The sequence below is a fragment of the Pseudomonas sp. DW-iso3 genome (assembly GCF_058725305.1).
Genome location: NZ_JBZXDZ010000006.1, coordinates 93,228 through 118,424 on the forward strand (window position 1 = coordinate 93,228; position 25,197 = coordinate 118,424).

Annotated in this window: 23 protein-coding genes and 1 pseudogene; 11 read left to right on the forward strand and 13 right to left on the reverse strand. The window is 61.2% G+C overall.

Annotation, left to right across the window (positions count from 1 at the left end; genetic code table 11):
- The first annotated feature begins 110 nt into the window (after positions 1-110).
- The 7 genes from AC4PS7_RS18390 to AC4PS7_RS18420 all read left to right on the forward strand — a co-directional run bounded on the left by AC4PS7_RS18390 (position 111) and on the right by AC4PS7_RS18420 (position 5,992).
- Positions 111-692, forward strand: a complete 582-nt coding sequence (locus tag AC4PS7_RS18390; protein ID WP_010214150.1) for an alpha/beta hydrolase — start codon at positions 111-113, stop codon at positions 690-692.
- A gap of 50 nt (positions 693-742) precedes the next feature.
- Positions 743-1,669: a sigma 54-interacting transcriptional regulator gene (locus tag AC4PS7_RS18395; protein ID WP_492179675.1), complete on the forward strand. Its 927-nt coding sequence runs from the start codon at positions 743-745 to the stop codon at positions 1,667-1,669.
- Between the two features lie 126 nt (positions 1,670-1,795).
- The gene (locus AC4PS7_RS18400) at positions 1,796-2,578 is read left to right on the forward strand and encodes a MetQ/NlpA family ABC transporter substrate-binding protein (protein ID WP_010214145.1); all 783 of its coding nucleotides are present in this window, start codon (positions 1,796-1,798) and stop codon (positions 2,576-2,578) included.
- Between the two features lie 484 nt (positions 2,579-3,062).
- Positions 3,063-3,728, forward strand: coding sequence for an amino acid ABC transporter permease (locus tag AC4PS7_RS18405; protein ID WP_492179676.1), 666 nt, complete (start codon positions 3,063-3,065; stop codon positions 3,726-3,728).
- Positions 3,709-4,368: an amino acid ABC transporter permease gene (locus AC4PS7_RS18410; protein WP_010214141.1), complete on the forward strand. Its 660-nt coding sequence runs from the start codon at positions 3,709-3,711 to the stop codon at positions 4,366-4,368. Before AC4PS7_RS18405 ends, AC4PS7_RS18410 begins: the two co-directional genes overlap by 20 nt.
- The gene (locus tag AC4PS7_RS18415) at positions 4,365-5,141 is read left to right on the forward strand and encodes an amino acid ABC transporter ATP-binding protein (RefSeq protein ID WP_010214139.1); all 777 of its coding nucleotides are present in this window, start codon (positions 4,365-4,367) and stop codon (positions 5,139-5,141) included. Before AC4PS7_RS18410 ends, AC4PS7_RS18415 begins: the two co-directional genes overlap by 4 nt.
- On the forward strand, positions 5,138-5,992 hold the full coding sequence (locus AC4PS7_RS18420; protein ID WP_010214137.1) for a transporter substrate-binding domain-containing protein: 855 nt from the start codon (positions 5,138-5,140) through the stop codon (positions 5,990-5,992). Before AC4PS7_RS18415 ends, AC4PS7_RS18420 begins: the two co-directional genes overlap by 4 nt.
- 99 nt (positions 5,993-6,091) lie before the next feature.
- Here the strand turns inward: AC4PS7_RS18420 and AC4PS7_RS18425 are convergent.
- Positions 6,092-6,292, reverse strand: a pseudogene (locus AC4PS7_RS18425) (AAA family ATPase); the annotation flags it as partial.
- Between the two features lie 208 nt (positions 6,293-6,500).
- Between AC4PS7_RS18425 and AC4PS7_RS18430 the strand changes: the two are divergent.
- The 3 genes from AC4PS7_RS18430 to AC4PS7_RS18440 are packed head-to-tail and all read left to right on the forward strand — an operon-like array spanning position 6,501 to position 11,712.
- Positions 6,501-7,583, forward strand: a complete 1,083-nt coding sequence (locus AC4PS7_RS18430) for an efflux RND transporter periplasmic adaptor subunit (protein WP_492179677.1) — start codon at positions 6,501-6,503, stop codon at positions 7,581-7,583.
- Complete coding sequence (locus tag AC4PS7_RS18435; protein WP_010214131.1) at positions 7,580-8,650, forward strand: efflux RND transporter periplasmic adaptor subunit; 1,071 nt, start codon at positions 7,580-7,582, stop codon at positions 8,648-8,650. The genes AC4PS7_RS18430 and AC4PS7_RS18435 overlap by 4 nt, the downstream gene beginning before the upstream one ends.
- Complete coding sequence (locus AC4PS7_RS18440; RefSeq protein WP_106119014.1) at positions 8,647-11,712, forward strand: efflux RND transporter permease subunit; 3,066 nt, start codon at positions 8,647-8,649, stop codon at positions 11,710-11,712. Before AC4PS7_RS18435 ends, AC4PS7_RS18440 begins: the two co-directional genes overlap by 4 nt.
- Positions 11,713-11,829: 117 nt before the next feature.
- Here the strand turns inward: AC4PS7_RS18440 and AC4PS7_RS18445 are convergent, their stop codons facing one another.
- From AC4PS7_RS18445 to AC4PS7_RS18500, 12 genes are all read right to left on the reverse strand, one after another.
- Positions 11,830-12,456 (reverse strand): class I SAM-dependent methyltransferase, encoded by a 627-nt coding sequence (locus AC4PS7_RS18445; RefSeq protein ID WP_198729553.1) that lies wholly within the window; start codon positions 12,454-12,456, stop codon positions 11,830-11,832.
- A gap of 423 nt (positions 12,457-12,879) precedes the next feature.
- A complete protein-coding gene (locus tag AC4PS7_RS18450; RefSeq protein ID WP_010214125.1) occupies positions 12,880-13,524 on the reverse strand; it encodes a methionine ABC transporter permease in 645 nt (214 codons plus the stop codon).
- On the reverse strand, positions 13,514-14,629 hold the full coding sequence (locus tag AC4PS7_RS18455) for a methionine ABC transporter ATP-binding protein (protein ID WP_010214124.1): 1,116 nt from the start codon (positions 14,627-14,629) through the stop codon (positions 13,514-13,516). Before AC4PS7_RS18455 ends, AC4PS7_RS18450 begins: the two co-directional genes overlap by 11 nt.
- Complete coding sequence (locus AC4PS7_RS18460) at positions 14,626-15,441, reverse strand: MetQ/NlpA family ABC transporter substrate-binding protein (protein WP_010214122.1); 816 nt, start codon at positions 15,439-15,441, stop codon at positions 14,626-14,628. The genes AC4PS7_RS18455 and AC4PS7_RS18460 overlap by 4 nt, the downstream gene beginning before the upstream one ends.
- A gap of 53 nt (positions 15,442-15,494) precedes the next feature.
- Positions 15,495-16,847 (reverse strand): LLM class flavin-dependent oxidoreductase, encoded by a 1,353-nt coding sequence (locus AC4PS7_RS18465; protein WP_010214121.1) that lies wholly within the window; start codon positions 16,845-16,847, stop codon positions 15,495-15,497.
- Complete coding sequence (locus tag AC4PS7_RS18470) at positions 16,847-18,040, reverse strand: SfnB family sulfur acquisition oxidoreductase (RefSeq protein ID WP_047544209.1); 1,194 nt, start codon at positions 18,038-18,040, stop codon at positions 16,847-16,849. Before AC4PS7_RS18470 ends, AC4PS7_RS18465 begins: the two co-directional genes overlap by 1 nt.
- 24 nt (positions 18,041-18,064) lie before the next feature.
- Entirely contained in the window at positions 18,065-19,306 is a 1,242-nt protein-coding gene (locus tag AC4PS7_RS18475; RefSeq protein ID WP_010214117.1) for an SfnB family sulfur acquisition oxidoreductase, read from the reverse strand.
- 186 nt (positions 19,307-19,492) lie between these two features.
- Positions 19,493-20,257, reverse strand: coding sequence for a hypothetical protein (locus tag AC4PS7_RS18480; protein ID WP_010214115.1), 765 nt, complete (start codon positions 20,255-20,257; stop codon positions 19,493-19,495).
- A 371-nt stretch (positions 20,258-20,628) separates the two neighbouring features.
- A complete protein-coding gene (tcyN, locus tag AC4PS7_RS18485; protein ID WP_010214113.1) occupies positions 20,629-21,375 on the reverse strand; it encodes an L-cystine ABC transporter ATP-binding protein TcyN in 747 nt (248 codons plus the stop codon).
- A gap of 3 nt (positions 21,376-21,378) precedes the next feature.
- Positions 21,379-22,044, reverse strand: coding sequence for a cystine ABC transporter permease (tcyL, locus tag AC4PS7_RS18490; protein ID WP_010214112.1), 666 nt, complete (start codon positions 22,042-22,044; stop codon positions 21,379-21,381).
- The gene (gene tcyJ, locus AC4PS7_RS18495; protein WP_010214111.1) at positions 22,044-22,838 is read right to left on the reverse strand and encodes a cystine ABC transporter substrate-binding protein; all 795 of its coding nucleotides are present in this window, start codon (positions 22,836-22,838) and stop codon (positions 22,044-22,046) included. Before tcyJ ends, tcyL begins: the two co-directional genes overlap by 1 nt.
- Positions 22,839-23,014: 176 nt before the next feature.
- Positions 23,015-24,007: a D-cysteine desulfhydrase gene (locus tag AC4PS7_RS18500; protein WP_183703037.1), complete on the reverse strand. Its 993-nt coding sequence runs from the start codon at positions 24,005-24,007 to the stop codon at positions 23,015-23,017.
- A gap of 165 nt (positions 24,008-24,172) precedes the next feature.
- Here AC4PS7_RS18500 and epsC point away from each other — a divergent pair, with 165 nt between their 5' ends.
- Positions 24,173-25,099 carry a serine O-acetyltransferase EpsC gene (epsC, locus tag AC4PS7_RS18505; RefSeq protein ID WP_010214109.1) on the forward strand — a complete coding sequence of 309 codons (927 nt, stop codon included), beginning with the start codon at positions 24,173-24,175 and terminating at the stop codon, positions 25,097-25,099.
- Positions 25,100-25,197 lie beyond the last annotated feature (98 nt).

Genomic DNA, 25,197 nt, shown 5'->3' on the forward strand with positions numbered 1-25,197 from the left:
TAGTGTTTATGAGATTTTGGTTATTAATAAATAGCTTCTTATTCCTTAAGGAATGTAACACTCGTCCCTATACTGTTCAGCAACGTTAAACGCTGCAGGAGGGCACACCCATGCACAGCGAGTCGATTCGTTATCTGATCGTGCCGGGCTGGCAAGGATCGCCAGAAGATCATTGGCAAAGTCATTGGCAGAACAGCCTGCCCAACAGCTCCCGCGTGGAGCAGGCCGACTGGCTGACCCCACGCCGTGAAGACTGGGTCGCCGCGCTGGCCGAGGCCATCGCCGCCGACAGCACGCCAGTGATCCTGATCGCCCATAGCCTGGGCTGCATCACCGTGGCGCATTGGGCGGCCACCGCGCCGGTGCACTTCCTGCGCCAGGTACGCGGCGCTTTGCTGGTGGCCCCGGCCGATGTCGAACGCCCGGCGTGTGCCCCCGCCTTGCGTAATTTTGCGCCCATCCCTACCGACCTGTTGCCGTTCCCGAGCCAGGTGGTCAGTTCCGACAACGACAGTGCCGTCAGCGCGCCTCGGGCTCTGGAGCTGGCACGCCATTGGGGGGCCGAAGCCGGGATTCTGTCCGGTGCCGGGCATATCAATGTGAAGTCCGGCCACCGGCGTTGGGAGCAGGGTTTCGCCTACCTCTATCGTCTGCAAAGCCGCCTTGAGCATCACGCCCGGCGCACTGCCTGAACATTTTTCAACGCCCCGTCCCTTAAGTGGATTGGGGGCGGGAGCCTGCCATGAGTCTGCATGAAACCTACGGCCAGCCGTTGCTGACCTTTCCCGACGCGGAAAAAAGCCCGCTGAGCATCCGCGCCAAGGCGCTGGTATTTTTCGATCCCCGTTCGCGGCAACTGCGCGAAGAGCTCGAAAGCCTCGCGCCGCGCGCCTTGCCCGTGTTGATTCGCGGCGAGACCGGCAGCGGTAAGGAACTGCTGGCGCGGCACATCCACCGCGGCAGCGACCGCACCGGCTTGTTTGTTTCGGTCAATTGCGGTGCCATCAGCCCGACCTACGCCGATGCCGAATTGTTCGGCTACGCAGCCGGTAGCCACAGTGGCACGGCCAGCAGCCGGGCCGGTTGGTTCGGTTCGGCGAATGGCGGCACCTTGTACCTGGACGAGATCGGCGACTTGCCATTGCCGATCCAGGTCAAACTGCTGGCCGCCCTGGAAAACCACGAAGTCACCCGCGTCGGCGCCCATCAGCCCAGCCCGGTGGATGTGCGCCTTGTCGCCGCCACCAGCATCGACCTTGCCCTGGCGGTGGCGGCCGGCAAGTTCCATGAGCGCTTGTTCCATTACTTGAGCGAAGGGCGGCTGGACTTGCCCGCACTGCGCGAGCGCGTGGGGGATATCCTGTCACTGGCCGAGTACTTCCTGGGTATCTACAGCCAGCGCCTGGACCTGCCGGTGCCGCTGATCAGCGACGCCGCCCAGCGGGTGCTTGAACACCACAGTTGGCCGGGTAATACCCGTGAGCTGGAAAACGTCATTCACTTTGCGTTGCTGGTGAGCAGCGGCGATGAAATCTTGCCCGAGCATTTGAACTTGCCGGTCGCGGGTTCGCCGTTGGAACAGGTGCAGCGGATTTTCCAAAGTGCCAGCCCCGCCGAGCAGGAAACACTGCGTAAATTCCTGCATGAACAAAATGGAATATCAACGTGAATAAAAGATATTGTTCGGGAATAAAAAATCTAGGTATTGTCCCGTTCACGCCGCGATAGCACTTCGCTGGTACCGCTCATAAAAACGGTCGTCAGAGACGCCCCGGAATTCCGATAAGGACACTGCATGAAAAAGGTTCTGTTGTTTACCGCACTGGCGGCTGCCCTGACTGCAAGCTTCGCCCAAGCCAACGAGAAACTGGTGGTTGCCGCGACCCCGATCCCGCACGCCGAGATTCTGGAGCTGATCAAGCCGACCCTCGCCAAAGAAGGCGTGGACCTGCAGATCAAAGTCTTCACCGACTACGTGCAACCCAACACGCAGGTTGCCGAGAAGCGCCTGGACGCCAACTACTTCCAGACCCTGCCGTACCTGGAAAACTTCAATAAGGGCAAGGGCACCAACCTGGTGACAGTGGTCGGTGTGCACGTTGAACCCATCGGTGGTTACTCGAAAAAGATCAAGAACATTTCCGAACTCAAAGATGGCGCCACCGTGGCCATCCCGAACGAAGGCTCCAACAGTGGCCGTGCGCTCTTGCTGCTGCAAAAGAATGGTCTGATCACGCTCAAAGACCCGAACAATGCCCTGTCCACGCCGAAAGACATTGCCAGCAACCCGAAAAACCTCAAATTCAAAGAGCTGGAATCGGCGCTGCTGCCACGCGTGCTGGATCAGGTTGACCTTGACGTGATCAACACCAACTACGCCCTGGAAGCGGGTCTCAACCCCGCCAAAGACGCGCTGATCATCGAAGATGCCAAGTCGCCGTACGTGAACTTCCTGGTGGCTCGCCCGGACAACAAGGACAGCGACGCTATCCAGAAACTGTCCAAGGCCCTGACCAGCCCGGAAGTCAAAGCGTTCATCGAGAAGAAGTACAACGGCGCGGTAGTGCCTGCGTTCTGATGTAACCCAACCCCCCTTCAAGGTTTGACGCCGACGGCTTATTTAGCGTCGGCGTTTTTTATGGTTGGAACACCATCAAAACGGTGGGAGCGGGCTTGCTCGCGAAAGCGGTCTGTCAGTAACGGATGGGTTGACTGATCCACCGCCTTCGCGAGCAAGCCCGCTCCCACATTTGGATCTCCATTGGATTACAGAGCGCGGCTATTGAGCGCCCTGCGCAACGCCACCAACCACTTCATCAACTCCTGCGGATCCATCGGTTTCACTTCCTTCATGGTTCAATCCCTCGAATCTCAGACCCCCCAACCATAGCTGCCACCCGCCAAACCCGCGAATTCGGGGGTTATCTTTTTGGGTGATATCAATATGCTATTTGGGTATTTAAATTTTCTTTTTTATACCTTTAAAGTTCGCGCTACCCGGCGTTACCCACGCCGGATCGGATTGCGCTTGCTGCATTACCCGTGCGGCTCATGGACTGGAAATGACCTTCGATTTCGCATTTATCCTCAGCACCCTGCCGGCCTTTCTCAAAGCGGTGGGCGTGACGCTGCAAGTGGGCTTGATCGCCATTGCCACCTCGTTGTTGGTGGCGCTGATCAACGCGGCGCTGCTGGTGTTTCGAACGCCCTACCTGTCGCGCCTGGTGGCGCTCTATGTGGAGCTGGCGCGAAACACGCCGCTGCTGATCCAACTGTTCTTCGTGTACTTCGCGCTGCCGGCCCTGGGCTTCAATATCTCCGGGTTCTGGGCGGCGATCATCACCCTGACTTTCCTCGGCGGCGCCTACCTCACCGAAGTGCTGCGCGCGGGGGTGGAAGCGGTGCCGTTGGCGCAGGTCGAGTCGGGCAAGTCCATCGGCCTGTCGGACTGGCAGCTGCTGCGTCATGTGATCCTGCCCCAGGCCGGCATCCTCAGCCTGCCGGCGCTGTTCGCCAATTTCATCTTCCTGCTCAAGGAGACCACCGTGGTCTCCGCCGTGGCGGTGCCGGAGATCCTCTACACCACCAAGAGCTACATCGCCCTCTACTACAAGACCTATGAAATGCTCGCCGCGCTGACACTGATCTGCGTGCTGCTGTTCTTGCCGCTGTCGCTGCTGCTCAGCCGCCTGGAAAGGAGGCTCCAGCATGGCCAGTTCGGGTCTTGAGTTGTTGTGGGTGTCGTTGCCGCAACTGGGCAAGGGCGCTGCGCAAACCCTGTCTATTTCATTCTTGAGCATCGCTTTCAGCACCGTCGGCGGCGTGCTGTACGGCGTGCTTCGCACCTTGAACAACCGGCTGATCAACGCGGTGCTGCGGGTGTACCTGGAGCTGTTCCGTGCGATCCCGGTGCTGGTGTGGCTGTACCTGCTGTTTTTCGGCCTGCCGATTTTCTTCGGTCTGAGCCTTCCGAGCTTCTGGTGCGCGGTGCTGGTGCTGTCGCTGTGGGGCGCCAGCGAAGTGGGCGAGGTGGTGCGCGGCGCCTTGCATTCGCTGCCCCGTGGCCAGCGCGAAGCGGGGTTGTCGATTGGCCTTTCCGACCCGCAACTCTACGGCTATGTGCTGCTGCCTCAAGCCCTGAAACGCATGACCCCGCCGACCCTCAACGTCTACACGCGCATCATCAAGACCAGCTCCCTGGCGGTGCTGATCGGTGTCGTGGATGTGATCAAGGTCGGCCAGCAAATCATCGAGCGCACCTATGAGTCGGTGTTGATCTACGGCGTGCTGTTCCTGTTTTTCTTCTTTATCTGCTACCCGTTGTCGGCCGCCTCCAAGGTGCTGGAACGGCGCTGGACGCAAGCATGAGCGCATTGATCGAGTTTCAGGGTTTCAACAAATTCTTCGGCGAAGCGCAGGTGCTCAAGGGCATCGACCTGAGCGTGCAACGCGGCGAAGTGGTGGTGATCCTCGGCCCCAGTGGCTGTGGAAAAAGCACCTTGCTGCGTTGCCTCAACGGCCTGGAAGTGGCCCACAGCGGCAGCCTGCGGTTTGCCGGCAATGAGCTGTTGGACAAGCAAACCGACTGGCGCCAGGTGCGCCAGGACATCGGCATGGTGTTCCAGAGTTATCACCTGTTCCCGCACATGAGCGTGCTCGACAACATCCTGCTCGGCCCGCTGAAAGTACAGCAACGCGATCCGCGCGAAGCCCGTGAGCAAGCGGAGAAACTGCTGGAGCGCGTAGGCCTGGCCGAGAAACGCGACGCCTTCCCGCGCCAGCTCTCCGGTGGGCAGCAGCAACGCATCGCCATCGTCCGCTCGTTGTGCATGAACCCCCAGGTCATGCTGTTTGATGAAGTCACCGCCGCCCTCGACCCGGAAATGGTCAAGGAAGTGCTGGAAGTGATCCAGGGCCTGGCCCGCGATGGCATGACCCTGCTGATCGTCACCCACGAAATGGCCTTCGCCCGTGCCGTCGCCGACCGCGTGGTGTTTATGGAGGCCGGTCGCATCCTCGAACAGAACACCCCCGAGGCATTCTTTACGAACCCGCAAACCGCACGCGCGCAGCAGTTCCTGGAGAAGTTCTCCTTTGTTTCAACACTGCCCAAAAAAACCAAGGAACTGGAGCTGATATGAAAAAGTTACTGCTGCCACTGTTTGCTGTTGCGTTACTGGCCGGCTGCGATAAGAAGGCCGAAGAGCCCACCAAACCTGCGGCTGCCGCCGTCAGCGCTATCGATAGGATCAAGGCGCGGGACAAGTTGATCGTTGGCGTCTTCACCGACAAACCGCCGTTCGGTTTCGTCAACGAAGCGGGGCGCTATGTCGGTTTCGATACCGACATCGGCCGCCAATTCGCCAAAGACCTGCTGGGCGATGAAAACAAGGTCGAGTTCGTGGCTGTCGAACCGGCCAGCCGCATTCCATTCCTGCAAAGCGACAAGGTCGACCTGATCCTCGCCAACATGACCGTGACGCCTGAGCGCAAGGAAGCAGTCGACTTTACCAACCCCAACCTGAAGGTCGCGGTGCAAGCCCTGGTGCCAAACGACAGCGCGGTAAAAAGCCTGAATGACCTGGCCACCCGCACCACCATCGTCACCACCGGCACCACCGCTGATATCTGGCTGACCAAGAACCACCCGGACTGGAAGCTGCTCAAGTTCGAGAAAAACTCCGAATCGCTGCAGGCGCTGTCCGCCGGCCGTGGCGATGCCTATGCCCAGGACAACCTGGTGCTGTTCAGCTGGGCCAAGCAGAACCCGGGCTACCGTGTGCTGGAAGAAAAACTCGGTGATGAAGCGCCGATCGCACCAGCCGTGAAGAAGGGCAACATCGAACTGCGCGACTGGGTGAACGCCGAATTGGCGAAGTTGGGTGAGGAGAAGTTCCTGCTCAAGCTGTACGACCAATATGTGCGTAAAGAGCTGAGCGACGACACCAAGCCTGAGAGCGTGATTGTTGAAGGCGGGAAGTGGCAGGGCTGATAGAGCTATCGCAGGCAAGCCAGCTCCCACATTTGAATGTATTCACAGGTCAAAATGTGGGAGGGGGCTTGCCCCCGATGAGGCCGGTACAGTCACCACCTACTCCGGCCAATGCCAGGCCGGCCCATCCAGAATCCCTTGCCCCACGATCCGCGTTTCCCCCAACACCTTCTCCAACACAATCGAATTACACCCTTCATCCTGCTGCAACGCCGCAATCAAGCGGCTGGCATGGGACACCACCCACACCTGGCACTGCTGCGACGCCTGGATGATCAAGCGCGCCAATGCCGGCAGCAGGGCAAAACAGGACAGGGTCTTTTCCGGCAGCCCCAGGTAGATGGCGTAGCCAGCAAAGCCCAGGTCCCTCGCGAGGGGCTTGAGCATGGGCATTCAGTCGGCGTGGGAACCATTGGAGTATGGGAGCCTCCATGCAGATAAGGAACCCTGAACTAAGCTCACAGTCGCATACACACTGGCACGTCGGCATCACGCACAAGGAGCCTGCATGGGCGGTCGCATTTTCACCTGTATTTTCGGACTTGGCCTGCTGACGCTACTGAGTGGCTGTGGCGAGGAGAAGGCTGAACCCAAACAGCATTCGCGGGTATTTGTGCAAACCGTGCAGTCAGCGGACTTTGCTGCGGCGGTCACGCTCACCGGCGATATTCAGGCCCGGGTGCAAACCGATCTGTCCTTTCGCGTGGGTGGCAAGATCATCCAGCGCATGGTGGACGTGGGCGACCGTGTGACCGCCAAGCAAGTGCTGGCCAAGCTCGATCCCAAGGACCTGCAGACCAACGTCGACTCCGCTCAGGCCCAGGTCGTGGCCGAGCAGGCACGGGTCAAGCAAACCGCCGCCGCCTTCGTACGCCAGGAAAAACTCCTGCCCAAGGGCTACACCAGTCGCAGCGAATACGATTCCGCCCAGGCCGCGCTGCGCAGCAGTCAAAGCTCACTGGCCGCCGCCCAGGCCCAACTGGCCAATGCCCGCGAGCAACTCGGCTACACCTCGCTGATCGCCGACGCACCTGGTGTGATCACCGCACGCCAGGCCGAGGTGGGCCAGGTGGTACAGGCTACCGTGCCGATTTTCAGCCTGGCCCGCGATGGCGAGCGCGACGCGGTGTTCAATGTGTATGAATCCCTGCTGGTGGAACCGCCACCGGATGCGCCGATCACCGTCAGCCTGTTGGATAACCCGAGCATCAAGGCTGTGGGCAAAGTGCGTGAGGTCACGCCTGCCGTGGCCGCCAATACCGGCACCGTGCAGGTGAAAATCGCCCTGCAAGCGTTGCCCAAAGGGATGGAGCTGGGCTCGGTGGTGAGCGCCACTGCCAATGGCCCGGCCAAGGCCAGTATCGAATTGCCTTGGGCTGCGCTGACGAAAGACCTCAGTGAGCCCGCCGTGTGGCTGATCGACGGCGACGGCAAGGCGCAACTGCACAAGGTCACCGTGGCGCGTTACCTCACCGGCAAAGTCATCATTGGCGACGGCCTCAAGGGCGGCGAAAAAGTCGTGGTGGCCGGCGGGCAATTGCTGCACCCCGGCATGCGGGTCGAGATCGCCCAGCAAGGAGCCCAGCCATGAAGCGCCTGACGGGGATACTCGCCGCCAGCCTGTTGCTGGTGGCCTGCTCCAAGGAAGACGCGCCGCCGGAGCCCGTGCGGCCGGTGCTGTCCATGGAAGTGAAAGCCGAGGATCAGGAAAACCTCGGCCGCTTCGCCGGCACCATCCAGGCGCGCTATGAAAGTAACCTGGGCTTCCGCGTGCCCGGTCGCATTGCCCGCCGCGTCGTGGATGTGGGCGCCGAGGTGGAGAAGGGCGCCTTGCTTGCTGTCCTGGATCCCACTGACCAGCAGAACCAATTGCGTTCGGCCCAGGGCGACCTGGCCCGCGTGCAGGCGCAATACATCAACGCCCAGGCCAACGCCCGCCGCCAGCAGGAGCTGTTCAACCGTGGCGTTGGCGCCCAGGCCCAACTGGATATTGCACAGACTGACCTGAAAACCACCCAGGCCACACTCGACCAGGCGAAAGCCTCAGTCAATCAGGCCAACGATCAACTCCGCTATGCCGAATTGCGCACCGACCACGCCGGTATCGTCACCGCCTGGAATGCCGAGGCCGGCCAGGTGGTCAGTGCCGGCCAGCAAGTGGTGACCCTGGCGCGCCCGGATATCAAGGAAGCGGTGATCGATCTGCCGGCCGGCCTTGCCGAGCGTTTGCCGCCGGATGTGGTGTTTCTGGTCGCGGGGCAACTCGATCCGAGCGTGAACACCACCGCCATCGTGCGCGAGATCGAACCCCAGGCCCAAAGCGCCACGCGCACCCGTCGCGCACGCCTGACCTTGACGGAAACGCCGCCCGCTTTCCGCCTCGGCACGGCGATCAGTGTGACCTTGAGCACGGCCATCGCGCCACGCATCGAAGTCCCCCTGAGTGCTTTGCAGGAGGTCGACGGCAAGACCCGCATCTGGCTGCTCGACACTCACAGCCAGACCGTGCAAACGCGCGACATCAGCGTGATCAGCCGTGACGCCGACAGCGCCTTGCTCAATGACGGCGTCAAACCTGGCGAGCGCATTGTTATCGCCGGCGTGAACAGCCTGAAGCCTGGGCAAAAAGTCAAAATCGACGAGGACAGCCCGCGATGAAAAGGAGTTTCAACTTATCCGACTGGGCCCTCAAGCATCAGTCCTTCGTCTGGTACCTGATGTTCGTCGCGCTGCTGATGGGCGTGTTTTCCTACATGAACCTGGGCCGTGAGGAAGACCCTTCGTTCACCATCAAGACCATGGTGATCCAGACCCGGTGGCCGGGCGCGACCCAGGAAGAAACCCTCAAGCAGGTCACCGACCGCATCGAGAAAAAACTCGAAGAACTCGACGCCCTCGACTACGTGAAAAGCTACACCCGGCCAGGCGAGTCCACGGTGTTCGTGTTCCTTAAGGACACCACCAGCGCCAAGGCCATCCCGGAGATCTGGTATCAGGTCCGCAAGAAGATCGACGACATCCGTGGCACCTTCCCACAAGGCTTGCAGGGGCCATCGTTCAACGATGAGTTCGGTGACGTATTCGGCTCGGTGTACGCCTTTACCGGCGACGGCCTGTCGATGCGTCAGCTGCGCGATTATGTCGAGCAGGTGCGCGCCGAGATCCGCTCGGTGCCGGGGTTGGGCAAGGTCGAGATGATCGGCCAGCAGGACGAAGTGATTTACCTGAATTTCTCCACGCGCAAATTGGCAGCCCTGGGGATTGACCAGCGCCAAGTGGTGCAAAGCCTGCAATCGCAGAACGCGGTGACGCCGGCCGGGGTGATCGAGGCAGGTCCCGAGCGGATTTCGGTGCGCACCTCGGGGCAGTTCGCCTCAGAGAAGGACCTGGCCAACGTCAACCTGCGGCTCAATGATCGCTTTTATCGTCTGGCGGACATTGCCGACATCAGCCGAGGCTATGTCGACCCAGCGCGGCCCATGTTCCGTTTCAACGGCAAGCCGGCGATCGGGTTGGCGATCGCCATGCAGAAGGGCGGCAATATCCAGTCCTTCGGCAAAGCCCTGCATGAGCGCATGGACGAGTTGACCGCCGACCTGCCGGTGGGCGTGGGTGTACACAAAGTGTCCGACCAGGCAGAAGTGGTGGAAGAGGCCGTCGGCGGCTTTACCAGCGCGCTGTTCGAAGCGGTGATCATCGTGCTGGTGGTGAGCTTTATCAGCCTGGGCATGCGCGCCGGGTTGGTGGTGGCGTGCTCGATTCCGTTGGTGCTGGCGCTGGTGTTTGTGTTCATGGAATACAGCGGCATTACCATGCAACGGGTGTCGCTGGGCGCGCTGATCATCGCCCTTGGCCTGTTGGTGGACGATGCGATGATCACCGTCGAGATGATGATCACGCGCCTGGAAAAAGGCGAAACCAAGGAGCAGGCGGCGACTTACGCCTACACCTCCACGGCATTCCCGATGCTCACCGGTACGCTGGTGACCGTGGCGGGTTTTGTGCCGATCGGCCTCAACGCCAGTTCGGCGGGCGAGTACACCTTCACCCTGTTTGCGGTGATTGCCGTGGCGATGCTGGTGTCGTGGGTGGTGGCGGTGCTGTTTGCGCCGGTGATCGGCGTACATATCCTCAGTGCCAACGTGAAGCCCCACAATGCCGAGCCGGGGCGGATTGGCCGTGCGTTCAACGGCGGCATGCTGTGGGCCATGCGTAATCGCTGGTGGGCGATCGGCATTACCGTGGCGCTGTTCGTGGCGTCGGTGTTCTCCATGCAGTTTGTGCAGAACCAGTTCTTCCCATCGTCGGACCGCCCGGAGCTCCTGGTTGACCTGAACCTGCCGCAAAACGCCTCGATCAACGAGACGCGCAAGGCCGTCGATCGCCTGGAAGCGATCATCAAGGACGACCCGGACATTGCGCGCTGGAGCACCTATATCGGCCAGGGCGCGATCCGTTTCTACCTGCCCCTCGACCAGCAACTGGAAAACCCCTACTACGCGCAGTTGGTCATCGTGAGCAAGGGCCTGGAAGAGCGCGGTGAATTGATCGCCCGCCTGCAGAAGCGCCTGCGCGATGATTTCGTCGGCATCGGCAGCTACGTGCAGCCGCTGGAAATGGGCCCGCCGGTGGGTAGGCCGATTCAGTATCGCGTGTCGGGCAAAGACACTGACCAGGTGCGCAAACACGCCATCGAACTGGCAACCCTGCTGGACAAGAACAGCCACCTGGGCGAGATCATCTACGACTGGAACGAGCCGGGCAAAGTGCTGCGCATCGACATCGCCCAGGACAAGGCGCGGCAATTGGGGCTGTCGTCGGAAGACGTGGCGCAGTTGATGAACAGTGTGGTCAGCGGCGCCTCGGTGACCCAGGTGCATGACGATATCTACCTGATCAACGTGGTCGGCCGCGCCGAGGACGCCGAACGCGGTACGCCGGAGACCTTACAGAACCTGCAGATCGTCACGCCCAACGGCACCTCGATTCCGCTGTTGGCCTTCGCCACCGTGCGCTACGAGTTGGAGCAGCCGTTGGTGTGGCGCCGCGACCGCAACCCGACGATCACCATCAAGGCGTCGGTGCGTGATGAGATGCAACCTACGGACTTGGTGAAACAGCTCAAGCCTGAGATCGACAAGTTCAGCGCCGGTTTGCCGGTGGGCTACAAGGTCGCCACCGGCGGCACCGTGGAAGAAAGCGGCAAGGCCCAGGGACCGATTGCCAAGGTGGTGCCGCTGATGCTGTTCCTGATGGCGACCTTCCTGATGATCCAGCTGCACAGCGTGCAGAAGATGTTCCTGGTGGCGAGTGTCGCGCCGTTGGGGCTGATCGGTGTGGTGCTGGCGTTGATCCCCACGGGCACGCCCATGGGCTTTGTGGCGATCCTCGGCATTCTCGCGTTGATCGGCATCATCATCCGCAACTCGGTGATCCTGGTGACGCAGATTCATGAATATGAAGTGGCTGGCTATACGCCGTGGGATGCCGTGGTGGAAGCCACCGAGCACCGGCGTCGGCCGATCCTGCTCACGGCCGCAGCGGCGAGCCTGGGCATGATCCCGATCGCGCGTGAAGTGTTCTGGGGCCCGATGGCCTACGCAATGATTGGTGGGATTATCATCGCCACCTTGTTGACGCTGTTGTTCCTGCCGGCGCTCTACGTGGCCTGGTACAAAATCCGCGAGCCCAAGCAAGAGCAGCAGGAAAAACGCGGTTAAAAAGTGGAAGCGGGCTTGCTCGCAAAAGCGGTGGTTCAGCCACTATATCTGGCGACGGACACACCGCATTCGCGAGCAAGCCCGCTCCCACATTTGGAATGTATTGCCAGGTCGGCTCTACGGTTTACGCCAGACGCTGGCTAGCCAAGGCTGCTGCTCCAAAGGCAGCCCAGCCGGGCGGTAGTAATGCTCCAGCTCCACAAAACCCGCCGCCGTCAGCAGTGTTTGCCACGCCGCCAAGTCGTGATAAGACCCATACCGCGGCCCATTCCAGCCTTCCTGGTTTTCTCCGCGTGGATTGGAACTGAACAACACGCCGCCAGGTTTCAGCGTTCCATGCAGTTGCTTGAGCACACGCGGCAACTCCTGTTTGGGAATATGAAACAGCACCGCATTGGCAAACACCCCGTCGAAGCGCTCGGCAGGCAAATCCAGCTTCAGAAAATCTTGCTGCAACACTTCACAGCCACTGTCTTCCCGCGCCATCTGCGCAAATCGCTCGGAGCCGTCGAGCCCCACGGCGATATGCCCCCTGCGCGTAAAGGTCTGCAAATCCCGGCCCGGCCCGCAGCCGAAATCCAGCACGGTAAACGGCGCTGTACCCTGGATATGCCGCAGCAGCGCGTCGATGTTCTGGCTCACGTCGTGGTCGCGGGTGCCTTCACGGAAGTCCTCGGCCACGCTGTTGTAGTGGCCGAGGGTGGTGGCGGTGATCTGGTTGAGGTCGTCGGGGGCGAGTTTCATGGGGGATGCTTTGAGGGCCAAATGCTGACTATATCCCATGTCCAGTCGATTGCGCCTGACGGTGAGCCCGTGAGGGCTCCTTCATCTGTTTGTGTTTGAATCAATCTATGAAATTTATCGGGTGATACGCCCATGGGATAGGAACTGTATGTTATTTCCACCCCATACTGGGTGCGTATAACTGTAGAAGGTGGTGAGAGAACCGTTAAAGATAATGGTTGAATTTGAGGAGTGGAGCGGCATTGCCGCTGCATCGCCAAGCGTGGCCGCAGCCAACCCCCCCACCAGCATCGCGCACCTGCCACAACGCGTGATATTGAACATGGTATTCGCTCCCTGATCCGTCGCAGACGGTGTCAAACCGATTAAATACGCGAAAACGTCACCCAACAACTGTCAGCCTTAACAGGTACAAACGAGTGCTCAGCGCTTGTTCAGCCCCCGCGCCAAGCGGTCCCCGCCCAGCTGAATCACCGCCACCAGCAGCACCAGCAGCACAATCACCGTGAGCATGATCTGCGTATCAAAGCGCTGATAGCCATAGCGGTAAGCGATATCCCCCAACCCACCCGCGCCAATCGCCCCGGCCATGGCCGAGGAGTTGATCATGGTCACCAGGGTGATGGTGAAGCCGCCGACGATCCCCGGCAGCGCTTCGGGCAGCAGCACATGCCAGATGATGTGCCAGCGCCGGCAGCCCATGGCTTGTGCGGCTTCGATCAAGCCGTGGTCGACTTCGCGCAGGCTCACTTCGGCGATACGCGCAAAGAACGGCGTCGCGGCGATGGTCAGCGGCACCACCGCCGCCCACACGCCGTAAGTGGTGCCGACGATCAGCCGGGTGAACGGTATGAGCGCCACCATCAGGATCAGAAACGGAATCGAGCGGAACAGATTGACGAACGCCCCCAGCACCCGGTTCAGCGCCGGAGCCTGATAGATGCCGCCCTTGTCGCTGGTGACCAGGAACACCGCCAGCGGAATCCCCACCAGCAACGCGATCAGCGACGACACACCGACCATCAACAAGGTGTCGATGGCGCCCTGCACTAAACGATCAAACCACATGGCCCAGCACCTCCACCTGTTGCGCCCAATTCCCAGCGCGGTTGCGCAGTTCTTCAGCCGTGTGCGGCGAGCCGTTCACCGCCAGCAGCAGTTGCCCGAGGGCATGCCCCTGGATACGTTCCACACCGCCTTGCAGCAAGCGCACGCGCCCGCCGAGGGCGCTGAACAACGCGGCCAGGTCCGGCTCGTCGGTATCACTGCCGGTGAATTGCAGGCGCAGCACCACTGCGGCATCGGCGGTCGCCGGTCTGGCCTGCAAACGGCTTTGCAACTCCTCCGGCAGCCCATGTTGCAGCGGTGCCAGCAGGGTTTTGCTGACCGCGTGCTGCGGATCGCCAAACACCTGCCACACCGGGCCTTGCTCGACGATGCGCCCGTGTTCGAGCACCACCACGCGGTCGCAGATTTCGCGAATCACCGCCATCTCATGGGTGATCAACACGATGGTCAGGCCCAGGCGTTGGTTGATCTCGCGCAGCAGGCCGAGGATCGATTGGGTGGTCTCCGGGTCGAGGGCCGAGGTGGCCTCGTCGCACAGCAGAATCTCCGGGTCATGGACCAGCGAACGGGCAATGCCCACGCGCTGTTTCTGCCCGCCGGAGAGTTGCGCCGGGTAGGCCTTGTGCTTGTCCTTGAGGCCCACCAGTTCCAGCAGTTCACGCACCTTCTGCTCGCGCTGCAGCTTGGGGATGCCGGCGACTTTGAGCGGCAATTCGACGTTCTGCCACACGGTCTTGGCCGACATCAGGTTGAAGTGCTGGAAGATCATGCCGATGCGCCGCCGCAGCGCCACCAGGCGGTCTTCGTCGAACGCGCCGATGTCGACCTGATCGATCAGCACGCGCCCGCTGCTGGGTTGTTCCAGGCGGTTGATGGTGCGGATCAGCGACGACTTGCCGGCGCCGCTGCGGCCGATAATGCCGAACACTTCACCGCGCTGGATCGCCAGGTCGATGCCTTGCAGGGCATGCACGGTGCCGTCGTAGGTCTTGCCCAGGTTGATAAAGCGCACATGGGCACGGTTCAAGTCAGGGTGCAGTTCTGTCTGCTCGGCGTCCCTGGGCGGCAAGCCCAGGTCGCGCACTTGGGCGTTGGCGGCGGTCATTTTTTATCTTCCCAGCCGACCTGGTAGAGCTTGCCCAGTGACTTGTCCAACGCCGCACGGACGGCGGGCGAATGCTGGTAGATGTCGACGAACTTGATCACGCGCGGGTCGGTCTTGCTCTTGGGCTGGATCACAAACTGGATCACGTACTCCGGGTGGTCAAGGCCATCGAACAGCAGTGCCGACTCGGCATCGAAGGTCTTGGACAGGCGGATATACGCCGGGTAGCCCTGCACCAGGTCGGCATCGTCATAGGCGCGTACCAGTTGCACGGCCTCGACTTGCAGGATCTTGATCTTCTTCGGGTTGGAAACGATGTCCTCTTCGGTGGCCTTGTAGCCTACGCCCGGTTTAAGGGTGATCAGCCCGGCCTTGGCCAGCAGTTGCAGGCCGCGGCCGCTGTTGATCGGGTCATTGGCAATCGCCACGCTGGCGCCCTGGGGCAGGTCGTTGATGCTCTTGTACTGCTTCGAATACAGGCCGACGTTGTTGATGATGCCCGGCGCGTACGGCACCAGGTCAAAGCCGGCGGCGGCCTTGGCGTTTTCCAGGAACGGGATGTGCTGGAAGTAGTTCACGTCGATATCCCCCGCCGCCAGGCTGACGTTGGGGGCAATCCAGTCGGTGAACTCCACCAGTTCAACCTTAAGGCCTTGCTTGCCGGCTTCGGCAACGGCGGCCTCAAGGGGAATGGCGAAGGCTGCTGTGGTGCCGATCTTCAACGGTGCCTCGGCGGCGAACACCACCGAGCTGAACAAACCCAAGGCCAGTGCCAGTGCTTTGACTGGGTGGGTAAGCAGTGTCTTTTTCATAGTCGATTTCCAGTCATAAGGTGTAGGTACGAGCAATGAGGATCTATTTTTGATTAGTGTCTGTAGGTGGAGCCGGTGTGCTGTTCGGGTAAGCGGGCGCTGCCATGGAAGACCTTTTCGCGCAGCGTGCCGTGCTCATAGGCGGTCTTGTACGACCCGCGCTTTTGCAACTCCGGCACCACCAGGTCGATGAAGTCCACGTAGCTTTCCGGCGTGACGATGCGCGTGAGGTTGAAGCCATCCAGGCCGGTTTCGCTGATCCAGGATTCCAGCTCATCGGCGACCTGTTCCGGTGAGCCGACCAAGGTGATGTAGCGTCCGCCCAAGGCGTGCTGTTCCAGTAACTTGCGCCGGGTCCAGTCGTTGTTTTGCAGGTTCTTGGTGGCCGACTGGATCGCGTTGCTCTTTACGTACTGGATCGGCTCGTCCAGCTCGTACTGGGCGAAATCAATCGCGGTGGACGCCGAAAAATGTGCCACGCCGGCTTCCGCGCTGGCGTAGCTCAGGTATTCGGCGTGCTTTTCCCAGGCCAGCGCTTCAGTGGCGCCCACGATTACGTTGAGGCCCATGAACACCTTGATGTCATCCGGGTTGCGCCCGGCCTCCACGGCGCTGGCGCGTACCTTGTCCACCTGGACCTTGGTCGCGGCCTTGTTCTGCCCGCTGATAAACACACATTCGGCATGCCGGCCGGCGAACAGCAAACCACGGTCCGAACTGCCGGCCTGGAACAGTACCGGCGTACGTTGTGGCGACGGTTCGCACAGGTGATAACCCTCCACCTGGTAGAACTCGCCGTGATGCTCGATTTTGTGCACCTTGCCCGGCTGCGCATACACCCGCGTCTGCGGATCATTGAGCACCGCGCCGTCTTCCCAGCTGCCTTCCCAGAGTTTGTACAGCACCTCTAGGTATTCATCGGCCTGGTCGTAACGGCGGTCATGCTCGACCTGCTCGGTCAGGCCCATGGCCTTGGCGGCACTGTCGAGGTAGCCGGTGACGATGTTCCAGCCGACTCGGCCACGGCTCAGGTGATCCAGCGTCGACATGCGGCGGGCGAACAGATAAGGCGGCTCGTAGGTGAGGTTGGCCGTAAGGCCAAAGCCGAGGTTTCGGGTGACGGCCGCCATGGCCGAGACCAGCAGCAGCGGGTCATTCACCGGAAGCTGGATCGACTCTTTGAGCGGCACGTCGATGGAATTCTGATAGACGTCGTACACGCCGACGATATCGGCGATGAACAAGCCATCGAACAGCCCCCTTTCCAGCGTCTTGGCCAGTTCGGTCCAGTACTCGATCGTCTTGTATTCGGTGGACGTGTCCCGTGGATGGGTCCACAGGCCATGATTGATATGCCCGATGCAGTTCATGTTGAACGCATTGAGCAGGATCTTCTTTTTGCTCATCAGATGGTCCCCCGCAGTGGTGGGTTCTCATCGTTGAGGTAATAGTTGCCCACCGCGTGATACTTCCAGCGCACCGGGTCGTGCAGGGTGTGCACGCGGGCGTTGCGCCAGTGGCGGTCCAGGCCATGTTCGGCCAGGGTCGCCTGGCTGCCTGCGAGTTCGAACAAGGTGCTGCCGGCGGCCAGGGAGATTTCGGTGCTCAAGGCGCGTACTTCGGCGACGGCGATGGAGGCGGCTGCAACAGTCTCGGCGTTGCTGTCGGCCTGGGCGCGGTCGAGGAATTCGCCCGAACGCTCCAGCAGTGCCTCGGCGGCATGCAGGCGGATGCTCAGGTGCCCGAAGCTTTTCAGGGTCAGTGGGTCGTCAGTGGCTTTGTCGGTGCCGGAATCGATCCACGGGCGGGTCTTGGTGCGCACAAAGTGCAGTGCGTCTTCAAAGGCCGCGCGGGCGATACCGGTGTCGATTGCGGCGTGGAGGATCTGCGCCAGCGGGCCGACGGTTGTAGGGCGCTCGAAGGCGCTCTGGAATGGGATCACGTCCTGTGCGGCGACCCACACGTTATCGAACACCACCGAGCCGCTGCCGGTGGTGCGCTGGCCGAAGCCGCTCCAGTCGTCGATCACGCTCAACCCTTCACTGTCACGCGGGACAAAAGCCAGTTGCTGCACGCCCTGTTCATCCACCACCGAGGTGGGGATGCGCTGGGCGTAAATCGCGCCGGTGGCGTAGAACTTGCGGCCGCTGATACGGAAACCGTCACCGTCGCGGGTGATCTTGGTGACGCGGTCGTGAGCAGTCTTGGTGCCCAGTTCCGCCAGGGCGTTGCCGAAGCGTTGGCCAGCGAGGACTTCGGCGTACAGACGCTTTTGCTGCGCCGGGCTGCCGTTCACGCGCAGCACTTCCAGTGCATAAAAATGGTTCTGCGGGATCTGGCCCAGGGACGCATCCGCCTGGGCGATCAGGGCAATGACCTTGGCCAGGGTGACGTTGGAAACGCCCGCCCCGCCGAATGCCTTGGGTACGCTGATACCCCACAGGCCGGAGCGCGAAAACACCTCCAGTTCGGGCAGGGGAAGGCGGCGCTCGCGGTCACGCTGGGCACTGTCGCGGCGCAAATCTTCGGCTAGGTCGCTGGCGACAATAAGGGCTTGTTCGTCGCTGGTGATGACCGCGACGGGGTGAGAGAAAGTCATGGTGTTCTCCAGATGTCTGGTCGGTCAGATCCAGGAATGACGAGCCGGCAAGGTGCCGTTCAGGCGATAAGCGCCCACCGCGTGATACTTCCAGCGCACCGGGTCGTGCAGGGTGTGTACGCGGGCGTTGCGCCAATGACGGTCGAGGTTGAACTCCGCGAGCGTTGCGCGGCTGCCGGCCAGCTCGAAGAGTTTTTCGCTGACCAGCAGCGACACTTCGGTGGTCAGCACCTTGGCCTCGGCCACGGCAATCGAGGCACGGGCGGCGGACTGCGCAGTGATCGGCGCGGCGCTGACCTGGTCAAGCACCTGGCCGGCCTTGCGCAGCAGGGCCTCGGCGGCGTGCAATTCAATCTTCAATTTGCCGACGTCGGCGATCACATACAGGTCATCGCTGGCGCGTTCGACTTTGGCATCGATCCACGGGCGCGAGTGTTCACGTACGAACGCGATGGTGTCGTCGAGCGCGCCGCGTGCGATGCCGGCGTCGATGGCCGCCTGGATCAATTGGGAGACGGCGCCCTGGATATTCGGTGTCTCGCCGATACGCCAGTTTTCCACGACCTGTTCGGCGTCCACTGGCACCTGGTCCAGTAACACGGTGCCGCTGGCGGTGGTGCGCTGACCGAAGCCTGACCAGTCGTCAACGATGCGCAGCCCTTCGGTGCCACGACGCACAAACGCCATGACCTGCTTGCCGTCATCGTTTAATGCTTTGACGGCCACCCAGTGCGCAAACAGCGCTCCGGTTGAGTAGAACTTCTGACCGCTGAGCACATAACCATCACCCTCGGCGGTGATGCGCGCCTTGAGTTCCAGGGTGTTTTTGGTGCCGCGTTCCGGGCCGCCATTGCCGATGCGCCAGCCGTCGAGGACGCTCTGGAACAGCAGCTTTTTCTGGCGTTCGGTGGCGGCACCCTGCAGCAGGTGCAGGATGCCGAAGTGGTTCTGCGGGATCTGCCCGAGGGCCGGGTCTGCCGCGCTGATGATTGCGAACACGTCGGCCAGGGTCACGAAAGACACCTGCGGGCCGCCGTACTCACGGGGAATGGAAATACTGCCGAGCCCACTGCGGGTGAACTGTTCGATCTGTGCCCATGGCAGCTTGCGTTGCTGGTCGCGCTTAGAGGCTTGCAGGCGCGCAGCCTGGGCCAGTTCATGGGCAGCTTTCAGCGCCTCAGCATCGTTGCGCAGCACGGTGGCCGGCAACAGCAGGGGAGCAACATCCTGATCGCTCTGGGGGGGTGTTTGAGCCAAGTTAGACATCAGCGCCGCTCCTTGGCTGCACGTAATGCCCTGGCGTTGTGCACCGGGGTGATCCTGACCATACCGACCTCGCATTCAATGAAATAAAAAAGAAAAATCAGCGATGTCCGGTGGTCCGGTGCATATACCCTAAGCTTGTTAAATATATAAATAAACTAACTTTTGGGAATATGCATAGAAGGTCTGTTACCCCGGCTCGCAGGGCGATCCCGGTGTCCGCGGTTGATAGATCAGCACCGTCCCGGCCACGGCGGGCGGCACCCCGGCGGCAATGCGTAGGGTGCGCGAGGGCGCCCAGCGAGAATTGTTGCCGACGCGATCCAGAACGCAGTACGTCACCTCCAGTCGGCAGTCGTCGCCGGCTTCGGTGATCACTGATGAAGGCACCCATACCTGCACCGCCAGACCGACTTCAACGGCCTGGATCTTCGGCAGGTCCAGGCGCACATCGCCCCAGCGCAGGGTGATCGCATCGCCAGTGTCCATGTTCAGGTAGGGCGCGATGGTCAGGGGAATACCGCGCCGTACCTGACTGGCGTTGACGCCAAAGCGGCGGATGGTGTCGGGCAAGCCCACGGGGGCGAGGTTCTGGTTTTCGTCGAGGTACTGTGGCGACGGTTGGCCGCCCGGACAACAGGTCTTCACACGTACTCGCCTGACGGCAGAGCGGGCCGGGCACTGGCCGACTTGCATCACTTGGTAATGCACCCGGGCCGGGCCATCCAGCACGAAACTCTCCGGCACCCGCAGGTGAGTGAACGCGCCGACCTTGCAGGCGGTTATCCGACGTGAAGCGGCGAAACAGTTATTCCAGAACAGCTCGATCAAGTCGCCTTCGTCCATGCCGGGATAGGGTGCGATGTCGACCTGCAGGTGGGTGGCAGCCAGGGCATTGATGCCATTGCCGATGGCCTGAGGCAGTGTCGGCGCGGTGAGCAGGGGGTGCGTCATAAGTAATCTCCTTGATGCAGCCAGCAGCATTCGCTCCGGACCTTTGGCGCAGGTAAGCGCAGTGGGCCGAACAGAACGATTCAGTGAATAGCCGGGATAGGATCCAATCCTCTGGGCGCTAGATAAGAGGGTTGGGCAAGGAGCGTCAATGGCGGCAAAGGGCTAAACGGCGGGTTGGAGCAGATTCAGAAGGGTCTGACTGGGAGCGGGCGTTTCAGATGGATACGACGGGGTGTTTTACAACGTGCAATGAGGCGTTTCTGTAGGAACACGCTTGTGTGGGAGCTGGCTTGCCTGCGATGCAGATACCTCGGTTTATCCGTCATACCGAGGTCTCTGCATCGCAGGCAAGCCAGCTCCCACAGGGTCGGTCAGTGAGCCAGGAATTTGCTCAGGAACTGCTTGGTGCGCTCTTCCTTGGGGTTGGCGAACAATGCCTTGGCTTCGCCTTGTTCCACGATCACACCCTTGTCGAAGAAGATCACCCGGTTGGCCACATCCCGGGCAAAGCTCATCTCGTGGGTGACGATGACCATGGTGCGGTTTTCTTCGGCGAGGCTGCGGATGGTTGCCAGCACTTCACCCACCAGTTCCGGGTCGAGGGCCGAGGTGGGTTCGTCGAACAGAATCACCTCCGGCTCCATCGCCAGCGCACGGGCAATCGCCACGCGCTGTTGCTGGCCGCCCGACAGGCGCCGTGGGTAGGCGTCTTCCTTGCCCGCCAGGCCCACCCTCGCCAGCAACTTGCGCCCCAAGGCGTCAGCGGCTTCACGCGGCATCTTCTTGACCACGGTGGGGCCTTCGATGACGTTTTCCAGCGCGGTGCGGTGGGGGAACAGGTTGAAGCTCTGGAACACAAAACCCACGTGCTGGCGCAGGCGCCGCACCAGGCTTGCCTGCTGGTTGACCGGCTTGCTGCTGTCGATCTCGATGTCGCCCACCTTGATACGCCCGCTGGTGGGTTGTTCGAGGAAGTTCAGGCAGCGCAGAAAGGTGGTCTTGCCAGAACCGCTGGGGCCGATGATGGCGACGACTTCGCCTTCCTTGACCTCCAGGTCGATGCCGTTGAGCACCACCTGGCCCTTGAATTGTTTGGTCAGTTTTTCAACCACGATCATGCTTCAGGACTCCAGGTCATGCCGGTTGACCCGGTCTTCCAGGCGATTCTGCAAATGCGCCAGGATGCTCGCCAAAATCCAGTAGATCAGCGCTGCGGAGAGATACATGGTGAAGATTTCGAAGGTCCGTGCCGACACCAATTGCGCCTGGCGGAACAGCTCGGGCACCTGGATAGTGGCCGCCAGCGCCGTGTCCTTGACCAGCGAAATGAAGCTGTTGCCCAGCGGCGGTAAGGCCGTGCGCATGGCCTGCGGCAGGATGGCCCGGCGCAGGGTCTGCGCGCGGGTCATGCCGATACTGGCCGCAGCTTCCCATTGGCCGCGCTCGATGGAGCCGATGGCGGCGCGCAGGATTTCACAGGCGTAGGCGGCCATGTTCAGCGAAAAGCCGATCATGGCGGCGGGGATCGGATCCAGCTCGATGCCCACTTGCGGCAAGCCGTAGTAGATCAAGAACAGCTGCACCAGCAAGGGCGTGCCGCGAAAGAACGACACGTAGACTCGGGCGAGCCAGCTCACCAGCTTGAAGCGCGACAGGCGCATCAAGGCCAGGCCGAAGCCCAGCAGCAAACCGAAAAACATCCCGCCGAGGCTGAGGATCACCGTGTAATACGCGCCCTTGAGCAGAAAGGGCGCGGAGTCCAGCGCGAGTTGGAAACCTGCTTCCATTATTGAGTGACGTCAGCGTTGAAGTACTTCTCGGACAGCTTCTTCAAGGTCCCGTCGGCGCGCAGTTTGTCGAGGGCCTTGTTCACGGCGTCGAGCAGTTCTGGCTCGCCTTTGCGCAGGGCAATACCGGCTTCCTGACGGGAGAAGGCGTCGCCGGTCACCGAGGTGTCCTTGGCTTTCTTGGCGTATTCCAGGGCGGCCAGGCGGTCGATCAGGATGGTGTCGATACGGCCGATACGCAGGTCCTGGAACTTGGTCGGGTCGTCGTTGTAAGTCTTGATGATGGCTTTAGGCTGATTGTCCTTGAGCCATTGCTCGTAGTTGGTACCCAGGCCCACACCGACTTTCTTGCCAGCCAGGTCGTCAGCGGTCTTGATGGTGCCGACGTTCTTGGTCAGGACCAGCGCCTGAATACCGGAGACGGTGTAAGGCTTGGAGAAATCGTACTTTTTCTTGCGCTCTTCAGAGATGGTCACTTGGTTGACGACCGCATCCAGACGCTTGGATTCCAGGGCGGCGAGGATGCCATCCCATGGGGTGGCCTGCAGCTTGACCTTCACGCCCAGCTCCTTGGCCAGCGCTTCGGACAGCTCCACTTCGAAACCGCTGAGTTTGCCGCTTTCATCGACGAAGCTGAACGGTGGGTAGGTGCCTTCCAGGCCGATCTTGATCTCGCCCGCTTTCTTGATGTTATCCAACTGCTCGCCAGCCACTGCCTGGCCCAGCAGGCCAGCCCCGAGTGCCAGGCCCAAAGTGCCAACCAACAACGTGCGACGGAATACAGAAATAGTCATGAAGAGCCCCTGTGTTTTTTATGTTGAGCGAAGCAGGTGACGCAGTGGTCGTATCCTGCCTTAAAGCGCGTAGCGCGTCTTCGCCTACGGCGCGACTATAAGGCCGGTTTTTAAGACTTGAAAATAATATAAAATAAATCAGTTATTCGCTTTAAGAATAACTGGGTCCGTTTTTTTTAGAATGCCGAGTCATAAGCGAACAACGCTGGCGCGCCACCGGTATGCAGGAAAATGATCGGCCCGTCTTCAAATCGCTGACGCCCGATGCCATCCAGCAAGCCGGCCATGGCCTTGCCAGTGTAGACCGGGTCCAGGAGCAGGCCTTCCTGGCTCGCCAGCAGCTTGATCGCTGCCAAGGTGCCGGCGTTCGGTTCACCGTAGCGCGGGCCGAAGTACTCGTCCCACAGAATCACCTTGAACGCCTCGGGAATCTCCACCCCCAGCAACTCGGCGGTGCGTTCGGCCAGGCCTGCTACTTTCGGGCGCTGGGCTTCGTCGGTGCGCGAGACGGTCACACCGATCACGGGCAGGTTCGGCAGCACTTCGCTCAAGGCCAACGCCAAGCCACTGTGCGTCCCCGCGCTGCCGGAGGCCAGGACGACCGCGGCGAACTCGATGCCGCTGTCTTCGATTTGCCCGGCCAGTTCCAGCCCGGCGCGTACATAACCCAATGCACCGAGGGCATTGGAGCCGCCGATCGGCACCAGGTATGGCTTCTTGCCGTTGTTGCGCAGGCGGTCGGCGAGGGCGTTGAGTTGGTCGTCGACGTTGTCGAGGTTCTCCACCAGTTCCACTTTGGCGTCGAACAGCTCCAGCAGCAGACGGTTGCCGTTGCCCAGGTAATTGGGGTCTTCGGTGCCGGTGGGGTTTTCCAGCAGGGCCACGCAGCCCAGGCCGAGTTTGGCGGCCAGCGCGGCGGTCTGGCGCACGTGGTTGGATTGGATAGCGCCAGCGGTTACAAGGGTGTCGGCGCCTTGGGCGAGGGCATCTGCGGCGAGGTATTCAAGTTTGCGCAGCTTGTTGCCGCCCATGGCCAGCGGTGTGGTGTCGTCGCGCTTGACGTAGATGTCCCTGCCCAACCAGGCCGACAGCCGCTCCAGTTTTTCCAGGGCAGTGGCGCCGCCCAGCAGTTCCAGGCGGTTAAAACGGTCGAGCTGTTGTTTGATCATGGCTACGCACGGTTGATAAGTATGGGGCGACTATAGGCAGGCACTTTTCATCGGGCAACCGTCAATCGCTTATTCCTGATGGTTCTTGATACCACACCATTGGTTCTTAAGGGCGGCCAGGGTGCATACCGTAAAGTGATGGCCATTTCCTCAGGAGTGAGTACCGTGAGTGAGCGTTCCAGTCATTGGCAATTACAGACCATCGTCAGCCAACTGCGCAGCGCCCGGGACCAGTGGCGAACGCGCAATGGGCGTTTGAGTGGCGAGCATGGCGGCCGCGAGTTGCCGTCCCGCGAGGCGGTCGCGCAGATTCTCGAGTCGTTGTGCGGTGCACTGTTTCCCATGCGCCTGGGGCCGGTGGACCTGCGTGAAGAGAGTGAAGATTTCTACGTCGGCCATACCCTCGATGTGGCGTTGAATGCCTTGCTCGGCCAGGCCCGTCTGGAACTGCGCTACGCCGCACGGCAGGGCGCCAAGGATGACAGCGAAGTCGATGTGCTCGCCATTCGCCTGATCCAGGATTTCGCCCTGGCCTTGCCGTCCCTGCGGAGCTTGTTGGACACCGACGTGCTAGCTGCCTACCACGGCGACCCGGCCGCGCGCAGTGTGGATGAAGTGCTGTTGTGCTACCCCGGCGTCCTGGCGGTGATTCACCACCGCCTGGCTCACCACCTGTACCGCGCCGGCTTGCCGCTGTTGGCGCGGATCAGCGCCGAGATCGCCCATTCGGCCACGGGGATCGATATCCATCCCGGCGCACAGATCGGCCCGAGCTTCTTTATCGACCACGGGACCGGCGTGGTGATCGGCGAGACCGCGATCATCGGCGAGCGTGTGCGCATCTACCAGGCCGTGACTTTGGGCGCCAAGCGCTTCCCGGCGGATGAGGACGGACAGCTGCAGAAAGGCCACCCACGTCACCCGATTGTCGAGGATGACGTGGTGATCTACGCCGGCGCGACGATTCTGGGGCGCATCACCATCGGCAAGGGGTCGACCATTGGCGGCAACGTGTGGCTGACCCGCAGCGTGCCGGCGGGGGCGAATATCACCCAGGCGAACCTGCAGCATGAGGATGGCGCGCAAAAGTAACGAACCCGCACAATCCTCTGTGGGAGCGCGTATTTGTGCCAGTAATCGCTGAACGATTTGCCTCCCGCACCCGTCATACCAGTCCTTGAGCTAGTGTA

Bases quoted from the DNA above. Each gene is read 5' to 3' on its own strand.
- AC4PS7_RS18390 (WP_010214150.1), top strand. From the start codon at position 111: ATGCACAGCGAGTCGATTCGTTATCTGATCGTGCCGGGCTGGCAAGGA.
- AC4PS7_RS18395 (WP_492179675.1), top strand. From the start codon at position 743: ATGAGTCTGCATGAAACCTACGGCCAGCCGTTGCTGACCTTTCCCGAC.
- AC4PS7_RS18400 (WP_010214145.1), top strand. From the start codon at position 1,796: ATGAAAAAGGTTCTGTTGTTTACCGCACTGGCGGCTGCCCTGACTGCA.
- AC4PS7_RS18405 (WP_492179676.1), top strand. From the start codon at position 3,063: ATGACCTTCGATTTCGCATTTATCCTCAGCACCCTGCCGGCCTTTCTC.
- AC4PS7_RS18410 (WP_010214141.1), top strand. From the start codon at position 3,709: ATGGCCAGTTCGGGTCTTGAGTTGTTGTGGGTGTCGTTGCCGCAACTG.
- AC4PS7_RS18415 (WP_010214139.1), top strand. From the start codon at position 4,365: ATGAGCGCATTGATCGAGTTTCAGGGTTTCAACAAATTCTTCGGCGAA.
- AC4PS7_RS18420 (WP_010214137.1), top strand. From the start codon at position 5,138: ATGAAAAAGTTACTGCTGCCACTGTTTGCTGTTGCGTTACTGGCCGGC.
- AC4PS7_RS18430 (WP_492179677.1), top strand. From the start codon at position 6,501: ATGGGCGGTCGCATTTTCACCTGTATTTTCGGACTTGGCCTGCTGACG.
- AC4PS7_RS18435 (WP_010214131.1), top strand. From the start codon at position 7,580: ATGAAGCGCCTGACGGGGATACTCGCCGCCAGCCTGTTGCTGGTGGCC.
- AC4PS7_RS18440 (WP_106119014.1), top strand. From the start codon at position 8,647: ATGAAAAGGAGTTTCAACTTATCCGACTGGGCCCTCAAGCATCAGTCC.
- AC4PS7_RS18445 (WP_198729553.1), bottom strand. From the start codon at position 12,456: ATGAAACTCGCCCCCGACGACCTCAACCAGATCACCGCCACCACCCTC.
- AC4PS7_RS18450 (WP_010214125.1), bottom strand. From the start codon at position 13,524: ATGTGGTTTGATCGTTTAGTGCAGGGCGCCATCGACACCTTGTTGATG.
- AC4PS7_RS18455 (WP_010214124.1), bottom strand. From the start codon at position 14,629: ATGACCGCCGCCAACGCCCAAGTGCGCGACCTGGGCTTGCCGCCCAGG.
- AC4PS7_RS18460 (WP_010214122.1), bottom strand. From the start codon at position 15,441: ATGAAAAAGACACTGCTTACCCACCCAGTCAAAGCACTGGCACTGGCC.
- AC4PS7_RS18465 (WP_010214121.1), bottom strand. From the start codon at position 16,847: ATGAGCAAAAAGAAGATCCTGCTCAATGCGTTCAACATGAACTGCATC.
- AC4PS7_RS18470 (WP_047544209.1), bottom strand. From the start codon at position 18,040: ATGACTTTCTCTCACCCCGTCGCGGTCATCACCAGCGACGAACAAGCC.
- AC4PS7_RS18475 (WP_010214117.1), bottom strand. From the start codon at position 19,306: ATGTCTAACTTGGCTCAAACACCCCCCCAGAGCGATCAGGATGTTGCT.
- AC4PS7_RS18480 (WP_010214115.1), bottom strand. From the start codon at position 20,257: ATGACGCACCCCCTGCTCACCGCGCCGACACTGCCTCAGGCCATCGGC.
- tcyN (WP_010214113.1), bottom strand. From the start codon at position 21,375: ATGATCGTGGTTGAAAAACTGACCAAACAATTCAAGGGCCAGGTGGTG.
- tcyL (WP_010214112.1), bottom strand. From the start codon at position 22,044: ATGGAAGCAGGTTTCCAACTCGCGCTGGACTCCGCGCCCTTTCTGCTC.
- tcyJ (WP_010214111.1), bottom strand. From the start codon at position 22,838: ATGACTATTTCTGTATTCCGTCGCACGTTGTTGGTTGGCACTTTGGGC.
- AC4PS7_RS18500 (WP_183703037.1), bottom strand. From the start codon at position 24,007: ATGATCAAACAACAGCTCGACCGTTTTAACCGCCTGGAACTGCTGGGC.